Origin of the sequence: Neisseria flavescens (assembly GCF_001618065.1) — a bacterium.
Lineage (GTDB): Bacteria > Pseudomonadota > Gammaproteobacteria > Burkholderiales > Neisseriaceae > Neisseria > Neisseria flavescens_A.
On sequence record NZ_LAEI01000045.1, the window covers coordinates 23,851 to 47,767 of the forward strand.

General features: G+C 43.8%; 23 protein-coding genes and 1 pseudogene. 12 read left to right on the forward strand and 12 right to left on the reverse strand.

All coding sequences use genetic code 11. The features are described from left to right. Nucleotides 1-103 precede the first annotated feature (103 nt). A complete protein-coding gene (locus TW89_RS07010; RefSeq protein ID WP_128581046.1) occupies nt 104-895 on the forward strand; it encodes a TrmH family RNA methyltransferase in 792 nt (263 codons plus the stop codon). Between the two features lie 34 nt (nt 896-929). Continuing rightward, a complete protein-coding gene (locus TW89_RS07015; RefSeq protein ID WP_049348483.1) occupies nt 930-1,589 on the forward strand; it encodes a YecA family protein in 660 nt (219 codons plus the stop codon). Nucleotides 1,590-1,658: 69 nt separating this feature from the next. On the opposite strand, the gene TW89_RS07020 is transcribed toward TW89_RS07015, so the two are convergent. The 4 genes from TW89_RS07020 to TW89_RS07035 all read right to left on the reverse strand — a co-directional run bounded on the left by TW89_RS07020 (nt 1,659) and on the right by TW89_RS07035 (nt 6,166). Further along, entirely contained in the window at nt 1,659-2,147 is a 489-nt protein-coding gene (locus TW89_RS07020) for a DUF456 domain-containing protein (protein ID WP_003746916.1), read from the reverse strand. A 143-nt stretch (nt 2,148-2,290) separates the two neighbouring features. Beyond that, nucleotides 2,291-3,526, reverse strand: a complete 1,236-nt coding sequence (locus TW89_RS07025; RefSeq protein WP_128580969.1) for an MFS transporter — start codon at nt 3,524-3,526, stop codon at nt 2,291-2,293. 100 nt (nt 3,527-3,626) lie between these two features. Further along, nucleotides 3,627-4,025, reverse strand: coding sequence for an extensin (locus TW89_RS07030; protein ID WP_128580970.1), 399 nt, complete (start codon nt 4,023-4,025; stop codon nt 3,627-3,629). Nucleotides 4,026-4,120: 95 nt separating this feature from the next. Continuing rightward, nucleotides 4,121-6,166 (reverse strand): TonB-dependent receptor, encoded by a 2,046-nt coding sequence (locus tag TW89_RS07035; RefSeq protein WP_128580971.1) that lies wholly within the window; start codon nt 6,164-6,166, stop codon nt 4,121-4,123. Nucleotides 6,167-6,561: 395 nt separating this feature from the next. Here TW89_RS07035 and TW89_RS07040 point away from each other — a divergent pair, with 395 nt between their 5' ends. Continuing rightward, nucleotides 6,562-7,182: a TetR/AcrR family transcriptional regulator gene (locus tag TW89_RS07040; RefSeq protein ID WP_128580972.1), complete on the forward strand. Its 621-nt coding sequence runs from the start codon at nt 6,562-6,564 to the stop codon at nt 7,180-7,182. A 91-nt stretch (nt 7,183-7,273) separates the two neighbouring features. Here TW89_RS07040 and ttcA read toward each other — a convergent pair whose 3' ends face one another. Together ttcA and TW89_RS07050 are read right to left on the reverse strand one after the other, a co-directional pair. Continuing rightward, the gene (ttcA, locus tag TW89_RS07045; protein WP_128580973.1) at nt 7,274-8,233 is read right to left on the reverse strand and encodes a tRNA 2-thiocytidine(32) synthetase TtcA; all 960 of its coding nucleotides are present in this window, start codon (nt 8,231-8,233) and stop codon (nt 7,274-7,276) included. A gap of 128 nt (nt 8,234-8,361) precedes the next feature. Continuing rightward, nucleotides 8,362-8,715: a RidA family protein gene (locus TW89_RS07050; RefSeq protein WP_128580974.1), complete on the reverse strand. Its 354-nt coding sequence runs from the start codon at nt 8,713-8,715 to the stop codon at nt 8,362-8,364. A 99-nt stretch (nt 8,716-8,814) separates the two neighbouring features. Between TW89_RS07050 and ybaK the strand changes: the two genes are divergently transcribed. The 5 genes from ybaK to hemB all read left to right on the forward strand — a co-directional run bounded on the left by ybaK (nt 8,815) and on the right by hemB (nt 12,684). Then, nucleotides 8,815-9,300 carry a Cys-tRNA(Pro) deacylase gene (gene ybaK / locus TW89_RS07055; RefSeq protein ID WP_128580975.1) on the forward strand — a complete coding sequence of 162 codons (486 nt, stop codon included), beginning with the start codon at nt 8,815-8,817 and terminating at the stop codon, nt 9,298-9,300. A gap of 15 nt (nt 9,301-9,315) precedes the next feature. Continuing rightward, nucleotides 9,316-9,903, forward strand: a complete 588-nt coding sequence (locus TW89_RS07060) for a DnaJ domain-containing protein (RefSeq protein ID WP_128580976.1) — start codon at nt 9,316-9,318, stop codon at nt 9,901-9,903. 3 nt (nt 9,904-9,906) lie between these two features. Then, entirely contained in the window at nt 9,907-10,779 is an 873-nt protein-coding gene (locus TW89_RS07065) for a DMT family transporter (protein ID WP_128580977.1), read from the forward strand. Between the two features lie 160 nt (nt 10,780-10,939). Next, complete coding sequence (locus tag TW89_RS07070) at nt 10,940-11,650, forward strand: DUF6973 domain-containing protein (protein ID WP_128580978.1); 711 nt, start codon at nt 10,940-10,942, stop codon at nt 11,648-11,650. 32 nt (nt 11,651-11,682) lie between these two features. Further along, the gene (hemB, locus tag TW89_RS07075; RefSeq protein ID WP_128580979.1) at nt 11,683-12,684 is read left to right on the forward strand and encodes a porphobilinogen synthase; all 1,002 of its coding nucleotides are present in this window, start codon (nt 11,683-11,685) and stop codon (nt 12,682-12,684) included. A gap of 192 nt (nt 12,685-12,876) precedes the next feature. On the opposite strand, the gene TW89_RS07080 is transcribed toward hemB, so the two are convergent. After that, a complete protein-coding gene (locus tag TW89_RS07080) occupies nt 12,877-13,407 on the reverse strand; it encodes a hypothetical protein (protein ID WP_128580980.1) in 531 nt (176 codons plus the stop codon). 403 nt (nt 13,408-13,810) lie between these two features. On the opposite strand from TW89_RS07080, the gene TW89_RS07085 reads away from it, so the two are divergent. The 4 genes and pseudogenes from TW89_RS07085 to TW89_RS07100 all read left to right on the forward strand — a co-directional run bounded on the left by TW89_RS07085 (nt 13,811) and on the right by TW89_RS07100 (nt 18,216). Then, the gene (locus tag TW89_RS07085; protein WP_070765480.1) at nt 13,811-14,458 is read left to right on the forward strand and encodes a heteromeric transposase endonuclease subunit TnsA; all 648 of its coding nucleotides are present in this window, start codon (nt 13,811-13,813) and stop codon (nt 14,456-14,458) included. Further along, nucleotides 14,455-16,317: a Mu transposase C-terminal domain-containing protein gene (locus TW89_RS07090; RefSeq protein WP_128580981.1), complete on the forward strand. Its 1,863-nt coding sequence runs from the start codon at nt 14,455-14,457 to the stop codon at nt 16,315-16,317. The genes TW89_RS07085 and TW89_RS07090 overlap by 4 nt, the downstream gene beginning before the upstream one ends. Continuing rightward, nucleotides 16,314-17,206, forward strand: a pseudogene (locus TW89_RS12235) (TniB family NTP-binding protein). Before TW89_RS07090 ends, TW89_RS12235 begins: the two are co-directional and overlap by 4 nt. After that, the gene (locus TW89_RS07100) at nt 17,203-18,216 is read left to right on the forward strand and encodes a TniQ family protein (RefSeq protein ID WP_128580982.1); all 1,014 of its coding nucleotides are present in this window, start codon (nt 17,203-17,205) and stop codon (nt 18,214-18,216) included. The pseudogene TW89_RS12235 and the gene TW89_RS07100 overlap by 4 nt, the downstream one beginning before the upstream one ends. 134 nt (nt 18,217-18,350) lie before the next feature. Here the strand turns inward: TW89_RS07100 and TW89_RS07105 are convergent, their stop codons facing one another. The 5 genes from TW89_RS07105 to lipA form a co-directional block, all read right to left on the reverse strand. Next, nucleotides 18,351-20,024, reverse strand: coding sequence for a DUF2326 domain-containing protein (locus TW89_RS07105; RefSeq protein WP_128580983.1), 1,674 nt, complete (start codon nt 20,022-20,024; stop codon nt 18,351-18,353). Next, on the reverse strand, nt 20,015-20,242 hold the full coding sequence (locus TW89_RS12280) for an ABC-three component system middle component 6 (RefSeq protein WP_036529231.1): 228 nt from the start codon (nt 20,240-20,242) through the stop codon (nt 20,015-20,017). Before TW89_RS12280 ends, TW89_RS07105 begins: the two co-directional genes overlap by 10 nt. Beyond that, on the reverse strand, nt 20,229-20,783 hold the full coding sequence (locus tag TW89_RS07110) for an ABC-three component system protein (protein WP_128580984.1): 555 nt from the start codon (nt 20,781-20,783) through the stop codon (nt 20,229-20,231). Before TW89_RS07110 ends, TW89_RS12280 begins: the two co-directional genes overlap by 14 nt. Nucleotides 20,784-21,076: 293 nt before the next feature. Beyond that, the gene (locus TW89_RS07115) at nt 21,077-22,834 is read right to left on the reverse strand and encodes a hypothetical protein (RefSeq protein ID WP_128580985.1); all 1,758 of its coding nucleotides are present in this window, start codon (nt 22,832-22,834) and stop codon (nt 21,077-21,079) included. An 86-nt stretch (nt 22,835-22,920) separates the two neighbouring features. After that, a complete protein-coding gene (gene lipA / locus TW89_RS07120; protein ID WP_128580986.1) occupies nt 22,921-23,904 on the reverse strand; it encodes a lipoyl synthase in 984 nt (327 codons plus the stop codon). Nucleotides 23,905-23,917 lie beyond the last annotated feature (13 nt).

Here is a 23,917-nt window from a genome sequence, read left to right on the forward strand (position 1 = left end):
CAAAACCCTTGCTTTATGGCAAGGGTTTTTATTTTTGCAGTAAAACCGTCAGGCCGTCTGAAAGCATAGCTTCAAAGAAGTCAAAACAGTTATAATGCGCTCCATGAAACTGATTACCTCTGCTCAAAACGAACAGCTCAAACATTTATTCCGTCTTTTGACGCAGGCCAAAGCAAGGCGCGAAAGCGGTGAAACCGTATTGGAAGGCGTACATCTGCTGCAAACTTATTTGCAAAGCGGCGGCACGCCCAAACAGGTTTATCTGCCTGAAAAGAAACAGCAACATACTGAAATTCAAGAAATTACGGCGCAGTTGGACGAGGGATTGATTACTTGGGTCGGTAACGAAGCACTGTCTAAAATCACCAGTCTGACCGATGCCGATGATGTGATGACTTGGATTGATATTCCGAAGCAAACTGGCTTGCCTTCAGACGGCGATTGCGTGGTATTGGAGCGGGTACAAGACCCCGGCAATGCAGGCACGATTTTGCGCAGCGCGGCGGCAGCCGGAGTCAGGCAAATTGTGTGCAGCAATGATTCCGTAGATATCTGGTCGCCCAAAGTGTTGCGGGCGGGAATGGGCGCGCATTTTCTGCTGTCTATTTTCAGCCGGGTGGAATTATCCGCTTGGATGGAAACGTATCAGCATCCAATTTGGGCAACAGCTTTGGGCGGTCGCAATATCGGGTTGTATGAGATGAACCTCAGTCAACCCTGCGCTTGGGTGTTTGGCAACGAAGGCAGCGGCGTGAGTGAACGAATAAAAGAGAAGGCTGAAGCCTGTGTCAAAATCCCCATGTTGGGGCAAACTGAATCCTTGAATGTCGCGATGGCGGCAACGGTTTGTCTGTTTGAACAAATGCGGCAACGTATCCATGCCCAGGCCGTCTGAAAACCATAATACGATTTTATTTTAAGGAACGAAAATGCAAATACTGACTTTTGATGAAGCGGCACGCAGCCGATTGATGGAATTGCTGGATGCCAAATCCGAAGCCCACAACACCATGCGTTGTGATGAAGTTCAAGGTTTTATGATGGCTTTATTGAGCGGTCCGGATGCTTTGAATCCGACCAACTGGCTGCCTGAAATTTTGGGTGAAGAATCTTTGTTTGATGCCAAAGAGCGTACCGAAATCGAGCGTTTGGTGATGGCAATGGCTGCCGATATGCGCATGAAGCTCAATGAGAAAATCCTGCCGGATTTGTGGTTTTATGAAGATGAAGCCGGCAATCCGGATTTCTACACATGGTGTAACGCCTATCTTTACGCACTGGATATTGTGCCTACCGATTGGTTTGAAGCAGTCGATCAGGAAGAGTTTGAAGATTTGTTCTATCCGATTATGGCTTTGGGTGGCATCTATGACGATGAGGAAAACGGCGAAGTCATCTTGCATCTGAATGAAAAAGAGCTGACCCAGCTGGAATCTGATTTGCCGCACGTCCTGCTGGATATTTACTGGTATTGGCAGGCCATCATCAATAAACCGCAAACCGTCCGCCGCGAAGGCGAAAAAGTGGGTCGCAACGATCCTTGCCCGTGTGGCAGTGGTAAAAAATACAAAGCTTGCTGCGGCAAATAAGAAAAATAAATAGTGAAATGAAAAGGCCGTCTGAATACTTGAAATTCAGACGGCCTTTAATGTTTTGTCTTAGAACAACGAGGCCAACCAAACAAACAGAATGGTCAGTGCAATGGTCAAGGCGCAGCCGATTTTGGCCACGGTGCCGATGATGAAGCCGATAAACGTACCGATACCGACCTTGCCTGCCTGCCAAGTGTCTTTGCGTGCGATAAATTCGCCGATGGCCGCGCCTGCCAACGGGCCGAGCAACAGACCGGGAATAGAGAAGAATGCACCGACGATGCCGCCGATAAACGCGCCCCAAACCGCAGTTTTACTTGCGCCGGTATATTTTGCACCCAATGCCCCCGCCACATAGTCCATCGCAGTACCGAATACGGCAACGATGGCCAAAAAGGTCAGCGTACCCGAGCCAAACACTTGATAATCGCCGGCATAACCCAACAACCATGCGCCACCAAACATCAAACCCAATCCGGGTAGGGCGGGATAAATAGTGCCTAAAATGCCGACAACAATGGCAATCAAGCCGAGAACGATGAGAACAGCAGTCATGAGGTTCCTTTTGAATGTAAGAGTGTAATAACGGCAGTATTATGGGCACGTTTTGTTATATTTTCATGAGAGATTGTGCAATAAAATGAAAAATTATCCGGAGGCGCGCTCAATTAAAATCGATGGATAAATATCTGAGCGAATTATTGTGAATCACGCTCTGAATGATTGAATAAATTTCTATTCAAATATAAAAGCAGGCCTACCAATACGGCCAAGTACACTGCAACCCAATACGCATCTGTATAACCAATAGCCTTTGCCAGCCGTAGGGCGGCGAAACCGGCCGCGTAACTGCCGAGCAGGACGACGGAAAATTGCAGACTGCTGTCGAGTGCGGCGGTGGCGCAGTCAGATTTGTCCATCACCAACGCCAGTATCACCGGCAGCAGCAGCGTGTAGCTCAGGCTCAGGGCGATGATTTGCGCGGGTGGCAGCCAAGGATGGATGCGGGCGAGCGCGTTGATGGCGGTCATGGACGCCAAAAGCGGCAGTTGCAGCGCGTAGAGAAGGAACACGAGTTTGCGGCGCGGATAATTGCGCGAAAACCAGCCCGACAGCGGCGTCACAATCAGGCAGGCAACAGGAATACCTACCGCCAAAACTCCGCCCGTCTGCTTCGGGGTGAAGCCCAAATCCGCCAGCTTGGGTACAAAAGTTGCCGCCATAAATGCATATGGTGCGGCAATGGCAAACAGCAAAACCAGCCACCGCCAGCCCGTTTCAGGCTGCCGCCAAAAGGAGACCAGCCGTGCTGCCAACGCCGTCCAACTGCCTTGCGCCGTCGGGCTTTCCGGCTCGCGGTAGTACAAGAGTTGCAGCAGCATCAGCAGGCTGAACGCCAGCATAAAGCTCGCCGCCGCCGTCTGTCCATATTCCTGATACAGCCACAACACCAGTGCGCCGCCGATCATCTTGCCGCCGCGCGCCGCCATCGTCTGAATCACGCCGCCGAAGCCGCGTTCGCGGTGCGGCAGGATGATGCACGACAAACCCAGCATCGCGCAGCCGTACACTGCCGACATTGCCGAGAGCAAAACGCAGCAGGCCAGAAGTAGCGGGAAGTTCTGCGTGATGTCGGTACAGGCCACCAACCCGAACATCGCCGAAAGCCCCAGCGTCGCCGCCAGAAGCCAGCCGCGAAACCGTCCGAACCGCCCCGCCGGCCGCCGCTCCATCAGCGCGGCAAACAATACCTTCGCCGCTTCGATACCGCCGATCAAATGAATCCAGCTCAGTTGGTTCAGGCTGTAACCGTGGTTTTTCAAAATGGCCACCAGCGCGACCAGGTAAAAACCGGTCAGCGTGAATTTGTAGGTGCTGCCGCCGATAAGCAGTAGCCAGTCGTGTGAGTTTGGGGAAATCTGATTGTCGGACATCACATGATTCTTTTGAGGATGAGGCAAATAAAGGGACAAGGCCGTCTGAACATATTGGGTGGCAATACTTGATTTGTATTTAAATAGGTTTAGTATCTTTTCAGACGGCCTTCAATGCTTCTTCTGCGCGAAGCAAGGCGGTTTGTTCGTCGGCTTCGACGATGTAGTTCACGCCCAATGCAGGGCCGAGTTTGGAAGATTGTTCGCGGAAGAACGCCAGTTGCGCTTCGTCGGGTTCGATGAGGAGCATGGCGGCGCAGCGTTCGGACAGTTGCGGCCGGTGTGCCTTTATCCATTCGATGTAGGTTTTGCGGTCGGCAATACGCTGTTCGTCGCTTACCTGCCGTCGCATAGGGGTGCAGACGGTAGCAAAGCGGCGGTTTTGGTTTAACAGGATTTTGAATTCGGCCAGCCAGTCGGTGAAGTCGGCGACGTGGGTCAGGTCTGTCAGGTAGATGGTGCCTTCGGGCAGGGTTTTGGCGGGGGTGAAGTAGTGCATGGGATTCCTTTGGGTGTTTTGAGGAATAAATGGTAGGTCGGGCATAAATGTCCGACCTATGTTTTTTCAGACGGCCTCCATCATTTCAGCTTCGTCTAAAACTTCCATTCCGCGCTCAAACCTACGCTTCTGGGGCGTTGGTAGAGTGCGTCTTGGTGGTCGGCGCTGGAAATGAATATGGGTCGGCGGCGGTTGAACACGTTGTCGGCGTAGAGCGAGACGCGGCCTTGTTTGAAGTTGTAGGCGGTGTAGAGGTTGACTTGGTTGTATGCGCCGATTTTGCCTGATTCGGCATTGTCGGCGGCGGAGTAGTAGCCGCCGTAGAAGCGCACGTCACCGCCGGCTTCCCAACCTTTGTCGTTCAGGTATTTCACGCCGATGTTGGCGGTGTATTTGGGCGCGCGGCCGAGTTTGTTGCCTTCGATGCCGCTGTCGGGATAGCTTTTGATTTTGGTGTTGAGCAGTCCCAGTCCGGTGGTGAGTTTCAGGCTGTCGGTCGCCTGCCAGTCGGCGGCGAGTTCCGCGCCGTAGGTATGGACTTTTTTGGCGTTGCGGATGACGACGGAATTGGTGCCGAGATAGAAGGGGAGCTGCATGTCGCGGTAGTGGTTCAGAAACAGGTTGCCGGAGAGTTGCAGGCGGCGGTCGGTGCTGCGCCAGCGGGTGTACCACTCGTAGTTGTTCACATATTCGGGTTCATAAGTGTAGGTTACGACGGGGCGGCCGAAGGTGATGCCCGTGCCGCCGGGGTTGTAGCCGCGCGCGGCTTTGATGCCGCTGACCCATTGGTCGGTGGGTTTGAAGGCGATGTCGAATTTGGGTAGGAAGACGGTCTGGCCTTTGTCTAAATCGAGGTGCAGTGCGCCGCTGCCGCCGCTTCGTTTGTGCGTTTCTTTTTCAATGCGGGCGGCGGCTGTGATGTCCCATTTTTCGCTGGGGCTGTATGTGGTTTCGGCAAACAGGGCACGCACGTTGTTGCGGTCGTCAAAGGTGTTGCGACCGCCGACGCTGCGGATGTCCACCCATTCGTCTTGTTTGCTGCGGAAGTAGTGCAGTCCGGCAAGGCCTTTCAGACGGCCTTTGTTTGAAAAATGCAATACCGGCTCCCATTGCAGTTCGCGGCCTTTGAGTTCGGCGGGCACGCCTTGCGGGCTGACGGTCATCGGCAGGTGCAGCCGCTCGTTGTGATAGCGGCCGTAAACCAGTTTGTTTTCCAGTTTCAGATAGTCGTTAAGCTGCCACGATACGTCCCAGATGCCCGATGTCGAGCCGGTTACGAACACGGGCTTTTCTTTTAAAAAACGGCGGCTGGCGGTGTTGCCCATGATTTCGTTTTGCGGCGCGCGCGAACGGATGTGGTTCAGCGTCAGGCGGCTGTAAAAATCGGGATGGTTTTCGGGTGTGAGCAGGAGTTTGAAGCGCACGTTGGTGTTTTCCACGCGGCGCGGGTTGCCGGTCGGCTCGTAGGACACGAACGGCTCATAGCTTTCGCGCTGCTGCCGCTCCGTGCTCAAGCGGAAGGCAAGGTTGTTTTTTACAATCGGACCGGACACTACGCCGGCGATGTTGCGCGTTTTCTGGTTGCCCAAACCCAAGCGCAGCGCGCCTTCCCATTCGTCGGTCGGGTCTTTGGAGCGCATCACCACTGCGCCCGCCACCGCGTTCTGCCCGCGTACATGGCTTTGCGGCCCGCGCAAGACTTCCACTTGCTGCATGTCCCACAGCGACTGCGTGCCGAAGGCGAATTCGTTGTAAGTGGCGGAGCGGCCGTCTATGGACAGGTTCAAGCGCGGCCGCGTGCCCGCGAAAAACGCTACCGCACCGACGGCGGGGCCTGAGCCATCCACGCCGCGCACGGTCGGCAAATCGTTGCCGCTGCCCAAGTCCACCGTGTTCACAGTCTGTTTGAGCAGGTCGGTTGCGGAAAGGTTGTGGCCGCTGCGGTCGATGTTCGGCGTGGAGAAAACGCGGTTGGACGTGGCGGTTTCAAAGCCGCTGCGGTTGGTACGTTCGCCGGTGACGACGACTTCTTCCAACTGTACCTGTTCCGCATCTTGCGCCGCATCGGCGGCATAAATCCATTCGGAGGCGAAAGCGGCGGCAATCAATAGAGGGAGGCGGCGGAGAGTATGTTTCTGCATTTCCTTATCCTTTCAGACGGCATACGTCGGGGTGGATTGAACATCAGGTAATCCAATTGCTCCGTCAGTATGCAAATATTTGTATTTTACACATTTACATAAAACAAACTATTAATGTAAAGTATAAGAAATAGAAACAGGAATGCAAGTGTTTATCATTCACTTTGGTTCCCCTCTTATCGTGAATTGTCCAAAAAAATCCCTCTCCGTATTTGGGGGAGAAGGTTGGAGGAGGGAAATTCTGTAATCTTCATGAATTTAGCCTGCTAAGCATCCAATAGCCCTCAATCGTAGGGCGGAGCGGAGGGATAAGGAAAGAGGCCGTCTGAAAGCCGTTATATTGCCATTGCCGCCGTGGGGAAATATGATGAGTATCCGACTTGCGGATAACTTTAATGAAAAACCTTTATGAACAAAATCAAAATCTTCTTACCGTTATGACCGCCAGCAAACAACAAACCATCGTTGACACCGCCCGCCGCCTGTTCCACGAACATGGCTTTTCCGCCGTATCCGTAGGCAGCATCTGCGCCGAGGCCAGCGTCAGCCGCGTCACTTTTTACAAATATTACAGCGGTAAAAACGCACTCTTGCAGGAAATTGTTACCGAGCAGAAAAACTGCGTCCGTGCCGAATTTGAAAATCTGCTTGAACGGCAATGCAGCCTGCGCGAAGCCGCCGAGGCTGTGTTTGCCCTGCAAAAACAATCGTTTGAAGAACTTTATTCCGCCGCTTTCCTGCGCGACATTGAAGAGAACACCGATTTGGAGCTGGAGCGGTTTTTCCACGAATTGAACGAAGAAAAATACGCTTTTATGCGCGGATTCTTCCATACTCTGCAGCAACGCCGCCTGATCCAGCCCGATTTGCCGGTGGAGCTCATCGACCTGTTCATCCGTCAGGCGGATATATTGATGCGCCATCCGCAACTGACCGTGCTTTATACCACCGCGCCGCAAAAGTTGCCGCAAGACGTATTGGGATTGCTGCTGCACGGTTTGTCAGGGAAAGAATAGATAAAAAAGAATAGAAGAATTTTAAATATGAATATTCAGACGGCCTTTCAGTAAATAGCTACTGAAAGGCCGTCTGAACGTCTAAACGCGGTTACATACCGCAGGTTTTAGGTTTGTTTGCCAGAATATTGATGACTTTGCGTTCGGCTTTTTGCGGTTCGATTTTGATTTCGCTTTCGTCTTCTTCGCTGCCGTCGGAGAAACGTTCCGGCATTTTTTCGCTATCAAACGCTAAGTCGCCGCCGTGTTTCAGGCTTTGACCGCGTTCCAAGCCGACAAAGTCGAAGAGTTCGGTATCGGCCAAATGCGATGGAACGATGTTTTGCAGGGCGGAGAACATAGACTCGATACGGCCGGGGAAACGTTTGTCCCAATCGCGCAACATATCGCCGATGACTTGGCGTTGCAGGTTGGGCTGAGAGCCGCAGAGGTTGCATGGAATAATTGGGAATTGCTTCAGCTCGGCGTATTTGATCAAGTCCTTCTCTTTGACATACGCCAGAGGACGGATAACGATGTGTTCGCCGTTGTCGCTTACCAGTTTGGGCGGCATGGCTTTGAGTTTGCCGCCGTAGAACATATTCAGGAACATGGTGGCAAGGATGTCGTCGCGGTGGTGTCCTAAGGCAATTTTGGTGCAGCCCAATTCTTTTGCAGTGCGATAGAGAATACCGCGGCGCAAACGGCTGCACAGCGAGCAAGTCGTTTTGCCTTCGTCCAACACGCGTTTAACGGTGGAATAAGTGTCTTCTTCAACAATTTTATAGGGAACGCCGATACTTTCGAGATAGGTCGGCAATACTTCTTCAGGGAAGCCCGGCTGCTTTTGGTCGAGATTGACGGCGACCAGTTCGAAATCAATCGGCGCACTGGCTTGAAGCTGGCGCAGAATATCTAAAAGGGCGTAGCTGTCTTTGCCGCCGGAGAGGCAGACCATGATTTTGTCGCCCGGCTCGATCATATTGAAATCGTTAATGGCATCGCCGACGGCGTGGCGCAGGCGTTTGCTGAGTTTGTTGTTTTCTAATTCTTGCTTGGTTTTTTTGGACATGGCTGTTTGTGCTTTGAAATAATAGAAAAATTTAAGGGCGGTATTGTACCGCAAAAGAATAAAGGCCGTCTGAAAAACTGCGCTTGCTTGGTTGAAGCTGCGTTTTCAGACGGCCTGATATTTGTGCTTTATTTGATTTGAAGGGCGGTAATTTTGATTTCAACCTTCCAGTCGGGCGAAGCCAGTTTCGCCTCCACGCAGGCGCGGGCCGGAGCGCGTTCAGGGGCTGTCCATGCGTCCCAGGCTTCGTTCATGGCGGCGTAGTCGTTCATATCGGGCAGATAGATGGTGGCTTCTAAAATGTGGGCTTTGTCGGATTGGCATTGTACGAGCCATGAATCGATTTGCGCCAAAACATTTTCAGTCTGCGCTTTGGCATCGGCTTCAGGATTTTCCGGAACCATGCCGGAGAGGAAAACCAAGCCGTTGGCTACGACGGCTTCCGAATAGCGTTTGCTTGTGCCAAGATAGCGGATGTCCATGTTGTCTCCTGATTTCAAAAAGAAGGTATGGTAACATTGCGACTGTTTACGTTCCACATTTAAGAGGGGTCGTCTGAAAAGGATGGCGGAAAACAACCCATGAGTAAAGCAGAATATCCGGTTACGCAGGCAGTACGCTTTTTACGCAGTAAGAAAATCGATTTTGTCCCTTATGTTTACGCGTATGAAGAACACGGCGGTACGGCGCGTTTTGCCGAATGTACGGGCAAGCCCGAGCATCAAGTCATCAAAACGATCGTTTTGCAGGATGAACACAAAAAAGGCTTGGTTGTGTTAATGCACGGCGACAAACATATTTCCACCCGTAATCTGGCGCGTGAACTGGGCTTGAAACACATCGAGCCGGCAACGGCGGATCAGGCGGCGAAATGGACAGGCTATTTGGTCGGCGGGACATCGCCGTTCGGTATGAAAACCGCGTTGCCGGTTTATGTGGAAGAAAGTATTTGGGCTTTGGACGAGATTTTTATCAATGGCGGTAAACGAGGGTTTATCGTAGGCATGAAGCCTGAAAACCTGCGGACGCTCAATCCGAAAGATGTTCATGTTGCAGTCGATTCATAAAGGATAGGAATACAGATGGAACAATTAAATTTATACGAAGTTTTGGGTGTATCTCAGGATGCTGATATCAACGTTATCCGCGAGGCTTACGGCAAATTGGTGGCCAATCCGGATATTCAGAAAGATGCGGAGCGGTTTAAAGCCATCGGACAGGCGTTTGAAGTATTGTCTCATCCGGAAAAACGTCTGGCTTATGATGCGGCTATGCAGTACGAACGTCAGGAAGTCAAAGAAAACAGCTTCAATGATACGGCGACAAATGTGGTCAACACGCCCAGCTCTGACGTAAAAAACTATGTTTTTATTGCTTATGTTACATACGCTGTGGGCTTATTGATTTTGTTTACCCCCGTTGTCGGTGTGATTATGGCGTATGTTAAACGCGATGAGGCTCAAGGCAGTATTTACGCCAGTCATATCGATTATTTAATTAAGACATTTTGGGTGTCTTTAGTGGGTACGGTTTTGGGAACTTTTACTACACTGATCTTAATTGGTTGGCTGATTTTGTTGGTAACTGCCATTTGGTTTATTTACCGTGTAGTCATCGGACTGATTAAACTGAATGAAGATAAGCCCGTCTCCACTCAAGGATGGTTTTAAAGCATGGCATATTTATTGGCAAGTATCGTTTGTAGCGTGTTGGTTTCCGTACTGCTGAAAGTGGCGCACAAGCAAAAAATCAATATCGAGCAGGCGGTGGCGGTGAACTACATCGTTGCCGTCACTTTGACCATGCTGGTGTTAAAACCTGATTTGAGCAATCCGCAGGTATTTTTACCGACTTGGTGGCTTTTTGCGGCCTTGGGCATTTTGCTGCCAAGCGTGTTTGTCATTATGGGCAAATCCGTATATGCGGCAGGTATCGTCAAATCGGATGCGGCGCAACGCTTATCGCTGTTTTTGCCCATTATCGCTTCATTCACGCTTTTTCATGAACAACTGACCGAAGGCCGTCTGATTGGTTTGGTATTGGCATTTACAGCATTGTTTTTCTTGCTTTGGAAAAACGATGGCGGTAAGAAATCCGGAGGCCTCAGTACGCAAGTGATGCTGCTTTTGGGCGTTTGGTGCGGCTACGGTGTCATCGATATTTTGTTCAAACAAGTGGCGAAAAGCGGTACCGCGTTTGCCGGCAATTTGCTGGTGGCGTTTTGTTTGGCCGGTATCTTGATGTTTGGCTACCTGTTTGCCAAAGGAAGCAAATGGACCAAAGAGGGCATAGTGGGTGGTATGATTTTGGGTTGCCTGAACTTTTTAAATATTGTTACCTATATCTCAGCACACCAAATCATGAAGGATAATCCGACCTTGGTGTTTGCCGGTATGAACATCGGCGTGATTGTTTTGGGTACGCTGATTGGTGCGGCAATGTTTAAAAAAAAAATCAGTAGCATTAATGCAGCCGGTATCAGTATTGCTATTTGCTCGATAGCCTGTCTGTTTTATTGGCCGCAAATTCGAAGCTTGGTAGGTTAAAAATACTTATGCCGTCTGAAAATTTTCAGACGGCCTTATTTTTATTATAAAATAGCCATTCATGCGCCGATTTGGCCGTATAGGAATTATTTTGCGCTTACGGGCGTTTCTATGTTAAACAAAGAAGTTGAACTCACACAATAATATCGATAGTTACATCATGAAACATATTCAAAAACACATTCAATGCGCCGTTTTCGGCATGCTGGTATTGTCCGGCTGTCAATCGTATCAGGAAGATCAAAGCCGCCGCAGTAAAATGGCTCAATTCGCGCTTAACCATCCCGTAGCCGCCCAAGTTATCGGCATGGAAGACGAAGGCTTAATCAATATGACCAGTAATGCCACACGCTTTGCCGAGCGTACAGGTTTGGACGACAAAGCAAACGGCGACAGTAGGGGAACACAGGTCAATGCCGTACGCCAAGCATTATGGCAGGCAGCGATTGCTTCTAAATTCGACAGCATTATTGCCGAAAAAGCAGGTAATGCGCGCCTGACGGATATGGAGTTGCGAGAAGGTAAAGACGACTACTTCAGCCGTTATCTTGCCGACCAGGCAGTCGATCAACGTAACAACCGTATCGGCCGCAGTATTGGCAGTGCCAAACCTGATAGCGATATGAAGACGCTGGCGGCAAGCATTTTGTTCTACTACAACAAAGTAGGCTTATGGACGGCTTCCGAAGTGAACAACCGTTGGCGCATCAAACAGGAAAAACTTTCAGACGGCCAGTATGCCGAGGCATTGAAAAATATCGCCAAATTGGATCAAAACGGTATGACCGAACAGGAACGTAATAGTTATAAAACCGGTACGCTCAGCGAAATCAAACGTTCGGTCAAAGCCATACGTCAAGTCGAAGACTGATTTTAAGACTTCATTATTGAAAGGCAATTGTTATGAATTTCCCTCCGCGTTATGTCTCAAACACCCGTATGCGCCGTATGCGTAAAGACGATTTTTCACGTCGTCTGATGAGCGAGCATACTTTGACGGCAGATGATTTAATCTATCCGGTTTTTGTATTGGAAGGCCAGAATCAGGAAGAGGCAGTCCCATCCATGCCGGGTGTCAAACGCCAAAGTTTGGACAAATTGTTGTTTACGGCTGAAGAAGCACTGAAGCTCGGCATTCCTATGCTGGCTTTGTTTCCCGTGGTAACGCAAAACAAAACCGAGTTTGCGGAGGAAGCTTATAATCCTGAAGGCTTGGTGCCGACAGTAGTACGAACCTTGCGCGAGAAATTCCCAGAGTTGGGTATCATGACCGACGTTGCCTTGGATCCCTACACCATTCACGGCCAAGACGGTTTAACCGATGAAAATGGCTATGTCCTGAACGATGAAACCATTGAAGTTTTGGTAAAACAGGCTTTGTGTCATGCCGATGCAGGCGCACAAGTCATTGCCCCATCAGATATGATGGACGGACGTATTCTTGCTATCCGAGAAGCTTTGGAAGATGCCGGACACATCCATACGCGCATCATGGCGTATTCGGCAAAATATGCTTCAGCGTTCTATGGCCCGTTCCGCGATGCCGTCGGCAGCTCCGGCAATTTGGGTAAGGCAGACAAGAAAACCTACCAAATGGACCCTGCAAACACTAACGAAGCCTTGCACGAAGTAGCATTGGATATTCAAGAAGGCGCAGACATGGTAATGGTAAAACCGGGTTTGCCATATCTGGATGTCGTCCGCCGAGTTAAAGACGAATTCGGCGTACCGACTTATGCTTACCAAGTTTCCGGCGAATATGCCATGCTTCAAGCTGCTATTCAAAATGGCTGGTTGGATGGTGAGAAAACCATTTTGGAAAGCCTATTGGCATTCAAACGCGCCGGTGCCGATGGTGTTTTGACTTACTATGCGATTGAAGCGGCAAAATTGTTGAAGAAGTAAAATAAAGAAATAAATTAAAAAGCGGCAAACAGTGTTTATCCTGTTTTGCCGCTTTTTTGTATCACTCAGGTGGGTTCAATCATTATATTTCAGACGGCCTGGATACGGACAGATTTATAGTTATTAATAGATTAATTAAGATCTAAGTTACTGAATTTCAGTTTATGCAATTTTGAAATTTATGGTTTGTTTTTAATAATATCGTCTGATACTTAAGGCTTCCAATACGTTTTCAAGCAACGGCATGGTAACGAACGACAGTATTAATGAAGATACAATGCTTATCAGAATAATCTTATTTAAAAATTGAGCATATTGAGTTTTTGAAAAAGCCCAAGCCACAGCAATACTGAAATACAGTAATGTCATGAAAGGTGGGAACGCCAAGTAGTAAAAAGCAGCACCGCATATCACGCCGGATAGGACGATTTTGCTTAATTTGGACAGTTTCTCAAACTCAAGAGGCACGATAACTAGTGAAAGCACAAATGGTTTAAAAAATAGATAATTCATTTGTGTAAATAGTGGATCAAATGCCCAATATTCTTTTATGCGGACGTATTTCAAAAAAATAAAGGTATGTAGGAATATAGATAGTAATACACCATAGAAAATGACTTGTTTTCCAAGCTGCTTCTTAGAGTAGAATCCAGCAAGCCTGATAAAAGCAATGACAGCTGCAACTAAGCATAGACCCATTAGGAGGAAAAGGATAAACCCCATTTTTTCTCAATTCATTATAAATATCAGTGTGTTAAATTCTTAGTTTTCTTTAGAGTCCGACTAAGGTTTATTTTTTTGAAAATCTAAAAAAATCTTGTATAGTAATTTTGACCAAATAAAGGCCGTCTGAAAAATAGTCTACTGATTTTTCAGACGGCCTTATATGATTTAAACCTTAGTTGTGAATTCCAACGTTGTTTGCGACTAGAATATGCAAAATCTTATACTTCTAATAACGTTATTTGCGACTGAAAACAAAAATTTTGCATTAAGATTTGAAAATAATATTGTTATTTGAGACTAAATTATAAGAAAGCTAATTGAGTTTGGGTTATTGATAAAGGGCATTAACTCATTAAGATTGTCTTCCTTTTAATCCTTTTTCTACTACACATATAAAACTATGCCAATCCGTAAAATTCCTAAAAACTATCGAAATATTACAGGCATCGCTCCATATAACAAAGCTATAGGCATTGCAGCTTATGAGTCATCTTTGGAGCGTGATTTTTTAACTCTGCTGGAATTTGATTCTAATGTGCAGCATTTCGAAGTACAGCCTATCACGATTGAGTGGTTTGACCCAGCAGGAAAGAAGCATATCTATACCCCTGATGTTTTGGTTCATTATCAAAATGATGTAATTATTTACGAAGTAAAATATCGTAGCGATTTACGTAAAAACTGGTGTGAACTCAAACCTAAATTTCAGGCTGCCTTACATTTTTGCAAATTACACGGTTGGCATTTTAAACTGATTACAGAGTTAGAGATTCATACTGATTATTTATGCAATGTACGCTTTTTATTGCCATATCAACAAAATGGCTTATCTGGCGAATACAGCGAAGCATATATGACTTTATTGGATGAATCGTTACGCGAATTGAAAAAATCCACACCTAAACAGCTTATTCAACAGACTTTTCAGGATGAATACAATCAAGCAAAATTATTGCCTGTATTGTGGTACTTAATTGCAGAACGAAAAATTGGCGCAGATTTAAATCAACCACTCACTATGCAATCCGCTATATGGTTTAAAAAATGAAAGCAACTTTAAATGTGAATGTCGGTGCAATGGTTTTGTTTCAAAACAAAATCTGTGTAATTACAGCAGTCCTGGATTTAGAAACATATCAGTTACGCGATAGTGTAACCGGTGCAGATTACCAAGCAAAATTAGCGGATCTATCAACAGTCCAGAGTGCTGAATTAACCCACTTAGATAGTATTCCTGAGCAAAAATGGCAATTAGCTCAACAACATTTCGATGTAATTGAGCCACTTATCCGAAATCCAAAACGTAGTAAATCTGATGTTCAAGCGAGAGCTGCCGAATGCGGTGTACATATCAGTACGGTTTATCGCTGGTTAAAAAGTTATAAGGAAAGCGGCGTTCTGACTGCTTTAACACGTAAGCAGCGTAGTGATAGTGGTAAAACACAGCTTTCTGATGATGTAGAACAGCTTATCAGGCAAGTATTGGAAGTGGATTATTTAAGCACACAACGTAAATCAATACAGAAAATCATTAGAGAAATTACACGGCGTTGCCATAAACAAAATTTACCAGCTCCTCATGCTAATACCATTCGTTCTCGAATCAAAAATATTGCGCCTCAAATTAAAATTGCTAAACGGCTAAGCCATAAAGCAGCAGAAATGAAATTTTCTCCTTTACAAGGTAGCTTTCCAAATGCCGATTATCCGCTTTCAGTGGTACAAATAGATCATACAAAGTTAGACATTATTTTAGTTGACGATATATATCGTAAGCCTATTGGTAGGCCGTGGATTACGCTGGCGATTGATGTGTTCAGTCGAATGGTTACGGGATTTTATGTGTCATTCGATCCACCAAGTGCATTATCTACAGGTTTGTGTTTAGCACATAGTATTTTGTCTAAGGAAAGCTGGTTGGCAAAACATGGAGTGAAAGGGCGGTGGCCTGTGTGGGGTTTGCCACGCAAAATTCATTTGGATAATGCAAAAGAATTCCGTGGCAAAGTGCTGGAAAAGGCGTGTAAACAATACGGTATTGAAATTGAGTGGAGGCCTGTGGCACGTCCTCATTTCGGAGGACACATTGAGCGTTTACTGGGTACGATTTTGGATGAAGTCCACGGTTTAACTGGTACTACTTTTGCAAATACACAACAAAGAAAAGATTATGCTTCCGAAAGTAAGGCGGCATTAACGCTAACTGAATTTGAAACGTGGTTAACACTATTTATTTGTGATGTTTATCATCAGCGTACTCATTCTGGATTGGGAATCTCACCGTTAGCCAAATGGAAATCAGGTGTATTAGGAGATGATGTTTCTTTAGGAACAGGATTACCTGATAAAGTGGTTGATGAGACACTATTGCGCTTGACCTTTATGCCGTTTGAAATGCGAACGGTGCAGCAATATGGGGTAGTTATCCATAAAATCACTTATTGGCATGACGTTTTACGACCGTGGATTGCAGCAACTAATCCGACTAATCCTAGACAGGCTCGCCAGTTCATTTTTCGCATAGATCCACGTGATTTAAGCGTGATTTGGTTTTATGACCCAGATTTATCGATGTATTTTCCAATACCTTATCGGAACAGTTCGAATCCAGTTATCAGCATTTGGGAGTTACGAGAGATTCAGAGACAATTAAAAAATGAGCAGAAACAGAATATTGATGAGAACATGATTTTTACAGCATACGGACGAATGCGAGAATTGGAACAGCAAGCTCAAGGTAAGACTAAAGCTATCCGTCGCGCTCAACAACGTCGCCAATTAGATCAACGTACTCGAGCATCTTTACCTATGCCTCAAATTGATTCGAGGAATATTATATCGTCTGAAAATGAGGAAAATATGTTTGATGATATTCAGCCTTTTGATGATTTGGACGATTTATCATGAATTATCCTCACCTTTCTCCCAAAGCAAAAGAACAACTAAAGTATAGCGATATTGAGCGCATCGAATACATACGTTCCCCTCGTTGGATAGGTTATCCGCAGGCTCAACAGGTTTTGGTAAAACTGGAAGATTTGCTAAGTTTCCCGAAACAAAACCGTATGCCTAATATGTTGTTGGTTGGTGATACTAATAACGGTAAGACCATGTTGATTAAACATTTTTTGCGGCAACATCCAGCCCATGATAATCCACATGGAAATGGTATTATCGCACCAGTAGTGATTATTCAAGCACCGCCTATACCTGATGAAAGCCGTTTTTACAATGCTATTTTAGACTTACTGTTTGCCCCCTATAAAACTCATGACAGGACAGATAAAAAACTTGCCCAAGTGCTTCATTTGCTCAAATACGTTAATACTAAAATGTTGATTATTGATGAAATCCACCATATCCTTTCCGGGAGTTTGAATAAGCAGAAAACGTTTTTAATGTAATTAAATACTTAGGAAATGAATTACAAATTCCGATTGTAGGTGTAGGTATTAAAGACGCATATCGAGCCATTCAAACTGATGCACAGTTGGCCAACCGTTTTGAACCTGCGGTGCTTCCGCGTTGGGAATTAAATAAGGATTTTATGCGTTTATTAATGAGCTTTGAACGGATGCTGCCGCTTAGTCAGCCGTCGGATTTGCATGAAATTTCGTTGGCTACAAAGTTATATGCCATGAGTGAAGGATATATTGGAGAGCTTTCTCGTTTGCTGACACAAGCTGCTGTAGCCGCCATTCAACAACAAACTGAATGTATTAACAAAACAATTTTAAATTCAATCAACTGGATTAGCCCAAGCCAACGTAAACGTCAATTGGATAAACTCAGATGATTTTACCCGCTCATCCGAAACCTTATCCTGATGAATTGTTTACATCATGGTTGGTTCGTTTAGCCCATGCAAACGGGTTGAAAGTACAAACCTTCTGTCATTTGCTATTTCCTAATTATGAAATATGGAATAGGGATATAGATCGCCACACTCCTGACTGGTTGGTCAATACATTAGCTGAAAAAACAGGCTGTTCAACTATTCGGATCAAAACAACCACATTAGACAGCCTACAAGGTCGATTATTTGACAAAAACAAATTTTCAGGACAATTAACGTGGATAAACAGCCTTAAAGCCAATCACCGTAAACGTGATAATAATGCTATTGTTTTTTGCCCGCTATGTCTAGCTACTGACCATGAAACATATTTTCGAAAATCGTGGCGCATAGCCCTATATACATTTTGTCCAGTACATCAAATCATGATGCACGATTGCTGTCCTAAATGTGGTATATATGTTGCTTTTCACCGACAAGATTTAGGTAAGCCTAATTTACAGCACTTTACAGAGTTGAAATATTGTTGGAATTGTCAATATGACTTGAGTAATAGCCCTTGTGAAAATGTTGTTTTCCTTAATGATGAAATCAGGCTGCAATGGCAAAATTGGTTAAACCAAATTGCTAATTTTAATTATCTTTTTAGCCATAGGGAACGAGATAAATTGAAAATATTACATCATTTTGTTGCTGTTGTTACATCACAGCGACGTGCACCAAATCTTTATGCATATTTATGCCAACAAGTGCAGTTATTGCCACTTAATCTAGATCGAAGCAAGCGCCAAGTTTGGGAAAGCTGCAGTTTAGTTGAGCGACACAGCACGATTTATGCTTGTATGTGGTTGTTGCAAAATTATCCGAATAATTTGATCCAAGCATGGCATGATAAAGTAATTCAATATAACCATTTACTGAAAGATTTCCGAGATTGTCCTGATGATTTTCGTCAAATTGTTTCTCAAATGAATAGGAATATTTATAAGGAATTATATCGGAAGTTATGAGTTTTTGATGAGGTCGAAGTAGATTAGCCTCTAATTTTAAGCGTGCCGTCTGAAAGATAGAATAAAACCTACTAAAGAGGTGGGTTATGGGCATCATTTGGCATTATCAATACGAAAGAATTTATCTTCAGAAGTTAAAATAAAACTGTATCTTTTTCCAAATCAGGATAATCTTTAATTTTATCGTTAATAATAGGAATAATTAATTGGCCATTTTGTTGATTTGCCAAGTTGAATAATACAGAAATCTTCTGAATATCAACAACTTCGATTTTATCTTGAGTTGCAAATAACGGTCTTCTAAGGTTTTTATCATTGCAAAAGGCCATATAAGCTAAATCAAAGGCCATTACTACTGCTTGTTTTTCTCCTGAGCCTGGGTTGTGGTTAAACTCATCTATTTGAAATTTAAATATGTTAGTATCTTTAGTTAGGTTGAATGACAACAAGTATTTTTGGCCAGTTAACTGTTCGGTATATTTGGAAAAGTAGAAATTAAATATTTTCAAATTCTCATCTAGTAGTTCAGTATTTCTATGCATTTCTTCTACGAGATTATCTAATTTTTCCTTTAGTTCTTTTGATTCTCCAATGTAATGGTTTAGCTCTTCTAATAATGCGTCTGCTTCTCCCTTTTCTTTGTATTTGGTGGCAATCCTGTCGTTGAGTTTAGTGTATTCACGTAATGAGCCAGTTTGTCCTAATTTATAAAGTAGCCGATTATATTCGGCAGTCAAATAAGAACGCTGGTTTTCCAACTCAGAAATACGAGTATCGCTTTTTTGTATGCTTTTTTTAAGAAAAGCGATTTCGTTTTTCAGCATAGTATTATGAAAATTAACTACTTCATCAAAAGTCTTTGCTAATTCTTCATTATAAAAATTTGCTTCCTCATAGAGATACTGCAAAGTACTACCGTTTGCAGATACTGCGTCACGCTCTAACCGCGTAATTCTTTCGTTTGCACCGTTCCGTTTTAAACGTTGTTCTGCCAGTAATTGTTCGTTTTTGTTTAATTGAATTTGAATATTCTCTAATTGCGCCGCTTCTTCGTCATATTTATCGGAAATGTTAAAAGCATTGCGCTGAGCTTCTAAATCATAAAGTTCACCTTCAATCAAATTGATTCGTTGCTTCAATGAGCTAATGCTATTACGCCTTTCCAATACGTAAAGTGCATTTTCTATACTTCGCTGTTGCTTCTCTACTTCGGATTTTTTACTTAACAGATTTGTTTGATTAAAGCCGAATAAAAACAGATGAATTTTTTCATATTCAACATTTTTGCAAAAACTTCCATTGAAATATAATATCTTATCAATTTGGTTGTCCCGCTGGCGGATAAATTTTCCAAGTAATTGGCGTAGAGTAGGTTTGGGGTCGGTAAAATTAAACAAAAGCTCTTTCAGCTTTAGGTCAAACTCTTCGTGCTTGTATTTTTTGCCATCAATATAGTTAGTAATTTTGCTTCGAGCGGTTAGATCAAGACAACGTTCGATAATGATTTCATCGGATGCATCAAAAGAGTGTGAAAGTGTAAGTTTGAATGTAGGTTTTTCTTTTTTGAGAAAATCAACAACTATGCGGTTTTCTGTTTTAAATTCAGAATCGGTGTAAATAGCTTTTGCGTCTTTACCTGCCAAGCAAAAATCAAGACAGCGAATTAGGGTAGTTTTACCTAAACTATTGGAAGAGTTTTGTTGGTTTTCATCCGAACTTCCTAAGATGATATTAATGCCTTTTTTGAAGGTTACTTCCCTAATGGTCTTACCCGTTTCACTAGTTAGCGTAAATTTTTTTAGAAACATTTTTTTAATCTTCCATCACCATTCGAATCAATTAAGCCTGCCAGAAACAACCAGTCAAGTGTTAGCATGAATTGAGGAAAGCTGACATTTAGCTGGTTACCGTATTTTTCAAACATTTCTACAGCATAAAATGGCTCCGTGGATTCACGAAGTTTACCTATTAAATAAGCCCCTACAGAGTAAAGGCTTTTTTGGGGTTCTGTCCTATTGAGAAGCATAGTCGGATGGTGGTTTGTCAAAAATTTTGCATTCTGCAAATATATAGAATACCACAAATTCAACAGCTTTTTGTTCTTCTAGAGCAAGTATTGTGTTCTTTCCAATTAATGCAGTTTCAATTTCGGAACAGACTTTTTCAATAATTTTATCTGCAGAACAATTAGTATTTTGGCGGCGTATCTTACGATAATAATGTTTAATATGCTGGGTAATGCTTGTTTCACATGCAGGATCTACTTCAGAAAGTATTTTGATTTGATTTTTAACATAGTAATACCCCTCCCGGAAGTCTTCTAATGGATCAAAATAAGAAATTTCATTAAAGTTAATTTTATTTTCGATGGTATAAGATTTTGTATCTATTGGAATAAATTCTTCTCCATTTTGAGCGTTTTTATATATTCCGCTCAGCACCTTTTCAATCGCTGATAAAATATCTACATCGGTGTTTTGATAGTAAGTAATGTTATTAATAACATCCCCACCAGCTTGTATATTATTATTTCCGCTTATATCTTGCTGATGTTTTCCGCCAATCATGGTTTACCCTTTCGGTTGATAATGTTTTTACCCGCTTGCTGATTATTATCGCCTTGAATAGATTGATTTATAATATTGTTTTTTTATCATGTTTTGACTTTTTGCACTTAAAAATCGTTGCAATTAGACCTATAATGGGAAAAACTACACCAACTATCCAAGCAATTATTACTCCTATATCTGATTTAATCCATTGAATAAATTGTTCCATATTTTTTCCAAGTTCAAAGTTTTTAATACAATCTAAACTGAATACCCCATTAAAACATGTACCAGCTTTAGGGGCTGAAAACTTATTTTTTAAAATCTAAATTATTCGTAAATTCAAGAACTTTTTCGCTAATTTTCCGTGCAAAACTTGCAATATCTTTATGCGTATGTTTTAGAGTAGTAATTTGCAAACTAGTTCTTTTGGGAATTTTATCCCAAATTCCTCGTTTTTTTGCCAAGACGTATAACAATTGACCCAGATACTTCATCTCGTCATTTGTCTCAAAATAAATAATTGCTGTAACGAAATGCTCACTTTTCCGAGCTTGAATTTCAATCAACCAAAATGTTCTATCTTTATAATCAATTTTTCCTAATAATACCTTACGCCTCGTTTTGGTTTTGGAAACAAGATACGACCATTGGGCTTTATGGGCTGAATCAGTTAATGGAACAAACTCACAAGCCGGAGAGCTGGACATATAGATAGCTGCTTGAATATTTGAATATTCTTCATTCAAATGTTCGATAGCCCGTACGGAATTTTCAAAAGTTGCAGCTAAGGCATCTCTATTGTGTTTTTCGGATTGGGTATTGAATGTGCTAATGGACGCAGGTGCAATTGTAGTTTGGCCCCATGTACCTAAATCCGCGCCTAAGCCGGTTACATTCATTTGTTCATTTATACCAAGTTTCTGTGCTTTGTATTCATTAAACGGTTTTTTGGGTTTTTCAATCTTTTTACCGATCAAATCTGAAAAGCAATTTATGTTTAAGTCAAATTGTAATGTTGATACGCAAGTGTCTGATTCATATTGATTTTGGATAGTGGAGTTTCCTTTGAGACTGGAAGTTCGTCCCTCTCTTCGATACTCTTTCTTTTCATCATCAGGTATATCTGTTTTCTTATCTCCCTTTCGGTTGTCATTATTCCTATCAACAGAAATATCGGGAAAAGGAGCCGAACAAGAACAAATCTCCGTAACTAAGAATCTATCAACAATTTTAATACCGCGAACCACTAAATTGGTTGAATTGATAAATGGGAAATTGGTAGATAATAATGTAGTTGGTTGTTCGTTAAAACCTATTTTTATTAGGGAGTTTTTAATCTGAAAGAATCCGGATAAAGCAATATCTGAAGTCAATATTCTTGCTAAAATAAAGGCCTCTTGATCTGTATATTGCTGTGGTAATTTAATAACTACCTTATCTGTTTCATTATCTATCGCATATGAAATTTTTGTAATTTCTTCTGGATTAGAAAATGTTAAATGAGCTAGTCTAGTTGAACAGGCATAATAAAAACGGATAATTTCTATTACTGGAATAATTATTCCATTTTTGTATTTTTCATTTTGAATTTTAAAACAAGAGAAAAGTACTTTTGCATCTGTCGCAAAATTTTTCTGCAACAATAGTTTGCACTCTTGTTCTCTTCCGCTTGAATCTAAATATTTTATTTTGTAATTGCTATTAATTATTTCTACTGTATTTGCATTTATTTCAATATTTTTAAGAGTGGCTATATCAGTAACTGCATTATTGTTTTGAAGTTTTCCTTTTATCCAAAGAGATCCTACTCTTAAAATAGGAAGCAAGCCTATATTAACAGGAATCTTTTTCAATTGATTATATTCTGGAATTTCTCTACCAGAACTATCAAATCTAGCAAAGTTATATACAGAATTATCGTGAAAGTTAACTGGGCGTAAATAGACTTCAATAAACAGGTTATTGTTATTTTTCAATTGGGAGAAAATCTTCCCTAACCCATCAATTCGCCACAATTTATTATCATGTGGGAATTCGGCAATTTCAATAACTGGTTGTTGATCCATATTTGCCCAGTCGAACTTAGCGTTATAAAGTCGCAAATAGCGTAGTTCAGTCTCAAATAGCGTCAGAATTCACATCAGAATTCACATTAGTGGTGGCTGCAACCGCCGTGGGTTTCACGCAAAGCTTCGGCTGCTTGTTCGTCAGCGTGGTAGCTGGAGCGAACCATTGCGCCGATGGCGGCATTGGTAAAGCCTAATTCGTATGCTTCTTTTTCAAAAACTTTGAATTGGTCGGGCGTTACATAGCGCAAGACGGGCAGGTGGCCGTCTGAAGGTTGCAGATATTGGCCGATGGTAATCATCTCGATATTGTTGGCACGCATATCGCGCATGATTTCGCGCACGTCCTCGTCTGTTTCGCCCAAGCCGACCATGATGCCGGACTTGGTCGGGATATGAGGCATCATTTCTTTGTAGCGGCGCAGAAGCTTGAGGGAATGTTGGTAGTTGGCACCCGGACGGGCTTTTTTATACAGGCTTGGATGAGTTTCCAAGTTGTGGTTCATCACGTCGGGCGGTGTTTCTGCCAAGATTTCCAGTGCGATATCCAGACGGCCGCGGAAATCGGGAACAAGGATTTCGATTTTGGTATTCGGACTGGTTTCGCGAATGGCTTTAATGCAGTCGGCGAAATGTTGTGCGCCACCATCACGTAGGTCGTCACGGTCGACGGAAGTAATCACGACATAGCGCAGGTTCATGGATTTGACGGATTCGGCCAAGTGTTTAGGCTCGTCAGGATCCAACATGTTGGGGCGGCCATGGCCAACGTCGCAGAACGGGCAGCGGCGGGTACAAATATCGCCCATAATCATGAATGTGGCTGTACCCTTGGTAAAGCATTCGCTGATATTTGGACAAGATGCTTCTTCGCACACGGTATGCATTTTTTGTTCGCGAAGAATATTTTTGATTTCAAAGAATTTCTTGCCCGGTAATTTGGCGCGAATCCATTCGGGCTTTTTCAATTTTTGTTCCAATGGAACAACTTTAATCGGAATACGTGCAGTTTTGTCTGCGCCTTTCAGTTTGATGCCGCGTTTGGGGTCGTTTTTTACTTCTTCACTCATGGTGATGTGTTCT

Excerpts from the sequence above, each read along its gene's own strand:
- TW89_RS07010 (WP_128581046.1), top strand. The coding sequence starts at position 104 with ATGAAACTGATTACCTCTGCTCAAAACGAACAGCTCAAACATTTATTC.
- TW89_RS07015 (WP_049348483.1), top strand. The coding sequence starts at position 930 with ATGCAAATACTGACTTTTGATGAAGCGGCACGCAGCCGATTGATGGAA.
- TW89_RS07020 (WP_003746916.1), bottom strand. The coding sequence starts at position 2,147 with ATGACTGCTGTTCTCATCGTTCTCGGCTTGATTGCCATTGTTGTCGGC.
- TW89_RS07025 (WP_128580969.1), bottom strand. The coding sequence starts at position 3,526 with ATGTCCGACAATCAGATTTCCCCAAACTCACACGACTGGCTACTGCTT.
- TW89_RS07030 (WP_128580970.1), bottom strand. The coding sequence starts at position 4,025 with ATGCACTACTTCACCCCCGCCAAAACCCTGCCCGAAGGCACCATCTAC.
- TW89_RS07035 (WP_128580971.1), bottom strand. The coding sequence starts at position 6,166 with ATGCAGAAACATACTCTCCGCCGCCTCCCTCTATTGATTGCCGCCGCT.
- TW89_RS07040 (WP_128580972.1), top strand. The coding sequence starts at position 6,562 with ATGAAAAACCTTTATGAACAAAATCAAAATCTTCTTACCGTTATGACC.
- ttcA (WP_128580973.1), bottom strand. The coding sequence starts at position 8,233 with ATGTCCAAAAAAACCAAGCAAGAATTAGAAAACAACAAACTCAGCAAA.
- TW89_RS07050 (WP_128580974.1), bottom strand. The coding sequence starts at position 8,715 with ATGGACATCCGCTATCTTGGCACAAGCAAACGCTATTCGGAAGCCGTC.
- ybaK (WP_128580975.1), top strand. The coding sequence starts at position 8,815 with ATGAGTAAAGCAGAATATCCGGTTACGCAGGCAGTACGCTTTTTACGC.
- TW89_RS07060 (WP_128580976.1), top strand. The coding sequence starts at position 9,316 with ATGGAACAATTAAATTTATACGAAGTTTTGGGTGTATCTCAGGATGCT.
- TW89_RS07065 (WP_128580977.1), top strand. The coding sequence starts at position 9,907 with ATGGCATATTTATTGGCAAGTATCGTTTGTAGCGTGTTGGTTTCCGTA.
- TW89_RS07070 (WP_128580978.1), top strand. The coding sequence starts at position 10,940 with ATGAAACATATTCAAAAACACATTCAATGCGCCGTTTTCGGCATGCTG.
- hemB (WP_128580979.1), top strand. The coding sequence starts at position 11,683 with ATGAATTTCCCTCCGCGTTATGTCTCAAACACCCGTATGCGCCGTATG.
- TW89_RS07080 (WP_128580980.1), bottom strand. The coding sequence starts at position 13,407 with ATGGGGTTTATCCTTTTCCTCCTAATGGGTCTATGCTTAGTTGCAGCT.
- TW89_RS07085 (WP_070765480.1), top strand. The coding sequence starts at position 13,811 with ATGCCAATCCGTAAAATTCCTAAAAACTATCGAAATATTACAGGCATC.
- TW89_RS07090 (WP_128580981.1), top strand. The coding sequence starts at position 14,455 with ATGAAAGCAACTTTAAATGTGAATGTCGGTGCAATGGTTTTGTTTCAA.
- TW89_RS07100 (WP_128580982.1), top strand. The coding sequence starts at position 17,203 with ATGATTTTACCCGCTCATCCGAAACCTTATCCTGATGAATTGTTTACA.
- TW89_RS07105 (WP_128580983.1), bottom strand. The coding sequence starts at position 20,024 with ATGTTTCTAAAAAAATTTACGCTAACTAGTGAAACGGGTAAGACCATT.
- TW89_RS12280 (WP_036529231.1), bottom strand. The coding sequence starts at position 20,242 with ATGCTTCTCAATAGGACAGAACCCCAAAAAAGCCTTTACTCTGTAGGG.
- TW89_RS07110 (WP_128580984.1), bottom strand. The coding sequence starts at position 20,783 with ATGATTGGCGGAAAACATCAGCAAGATATAAGCGGAAATAATAATATA.
- TW89_RS07115 (WP_128580985.1), bottom strand. The coding sequence starts at position 22,834 with ATGGATCAACAACCAGTTATTGAAATTGCCGAATTCCCACATGATAAT.
- lipA (WP_128580986.1), bottom strand. The coding sequence starts at position 23,904 with ATGAGTGAAGAAGTAAAAAACGACCCCAAACGCGGCATCAAACTGAAA.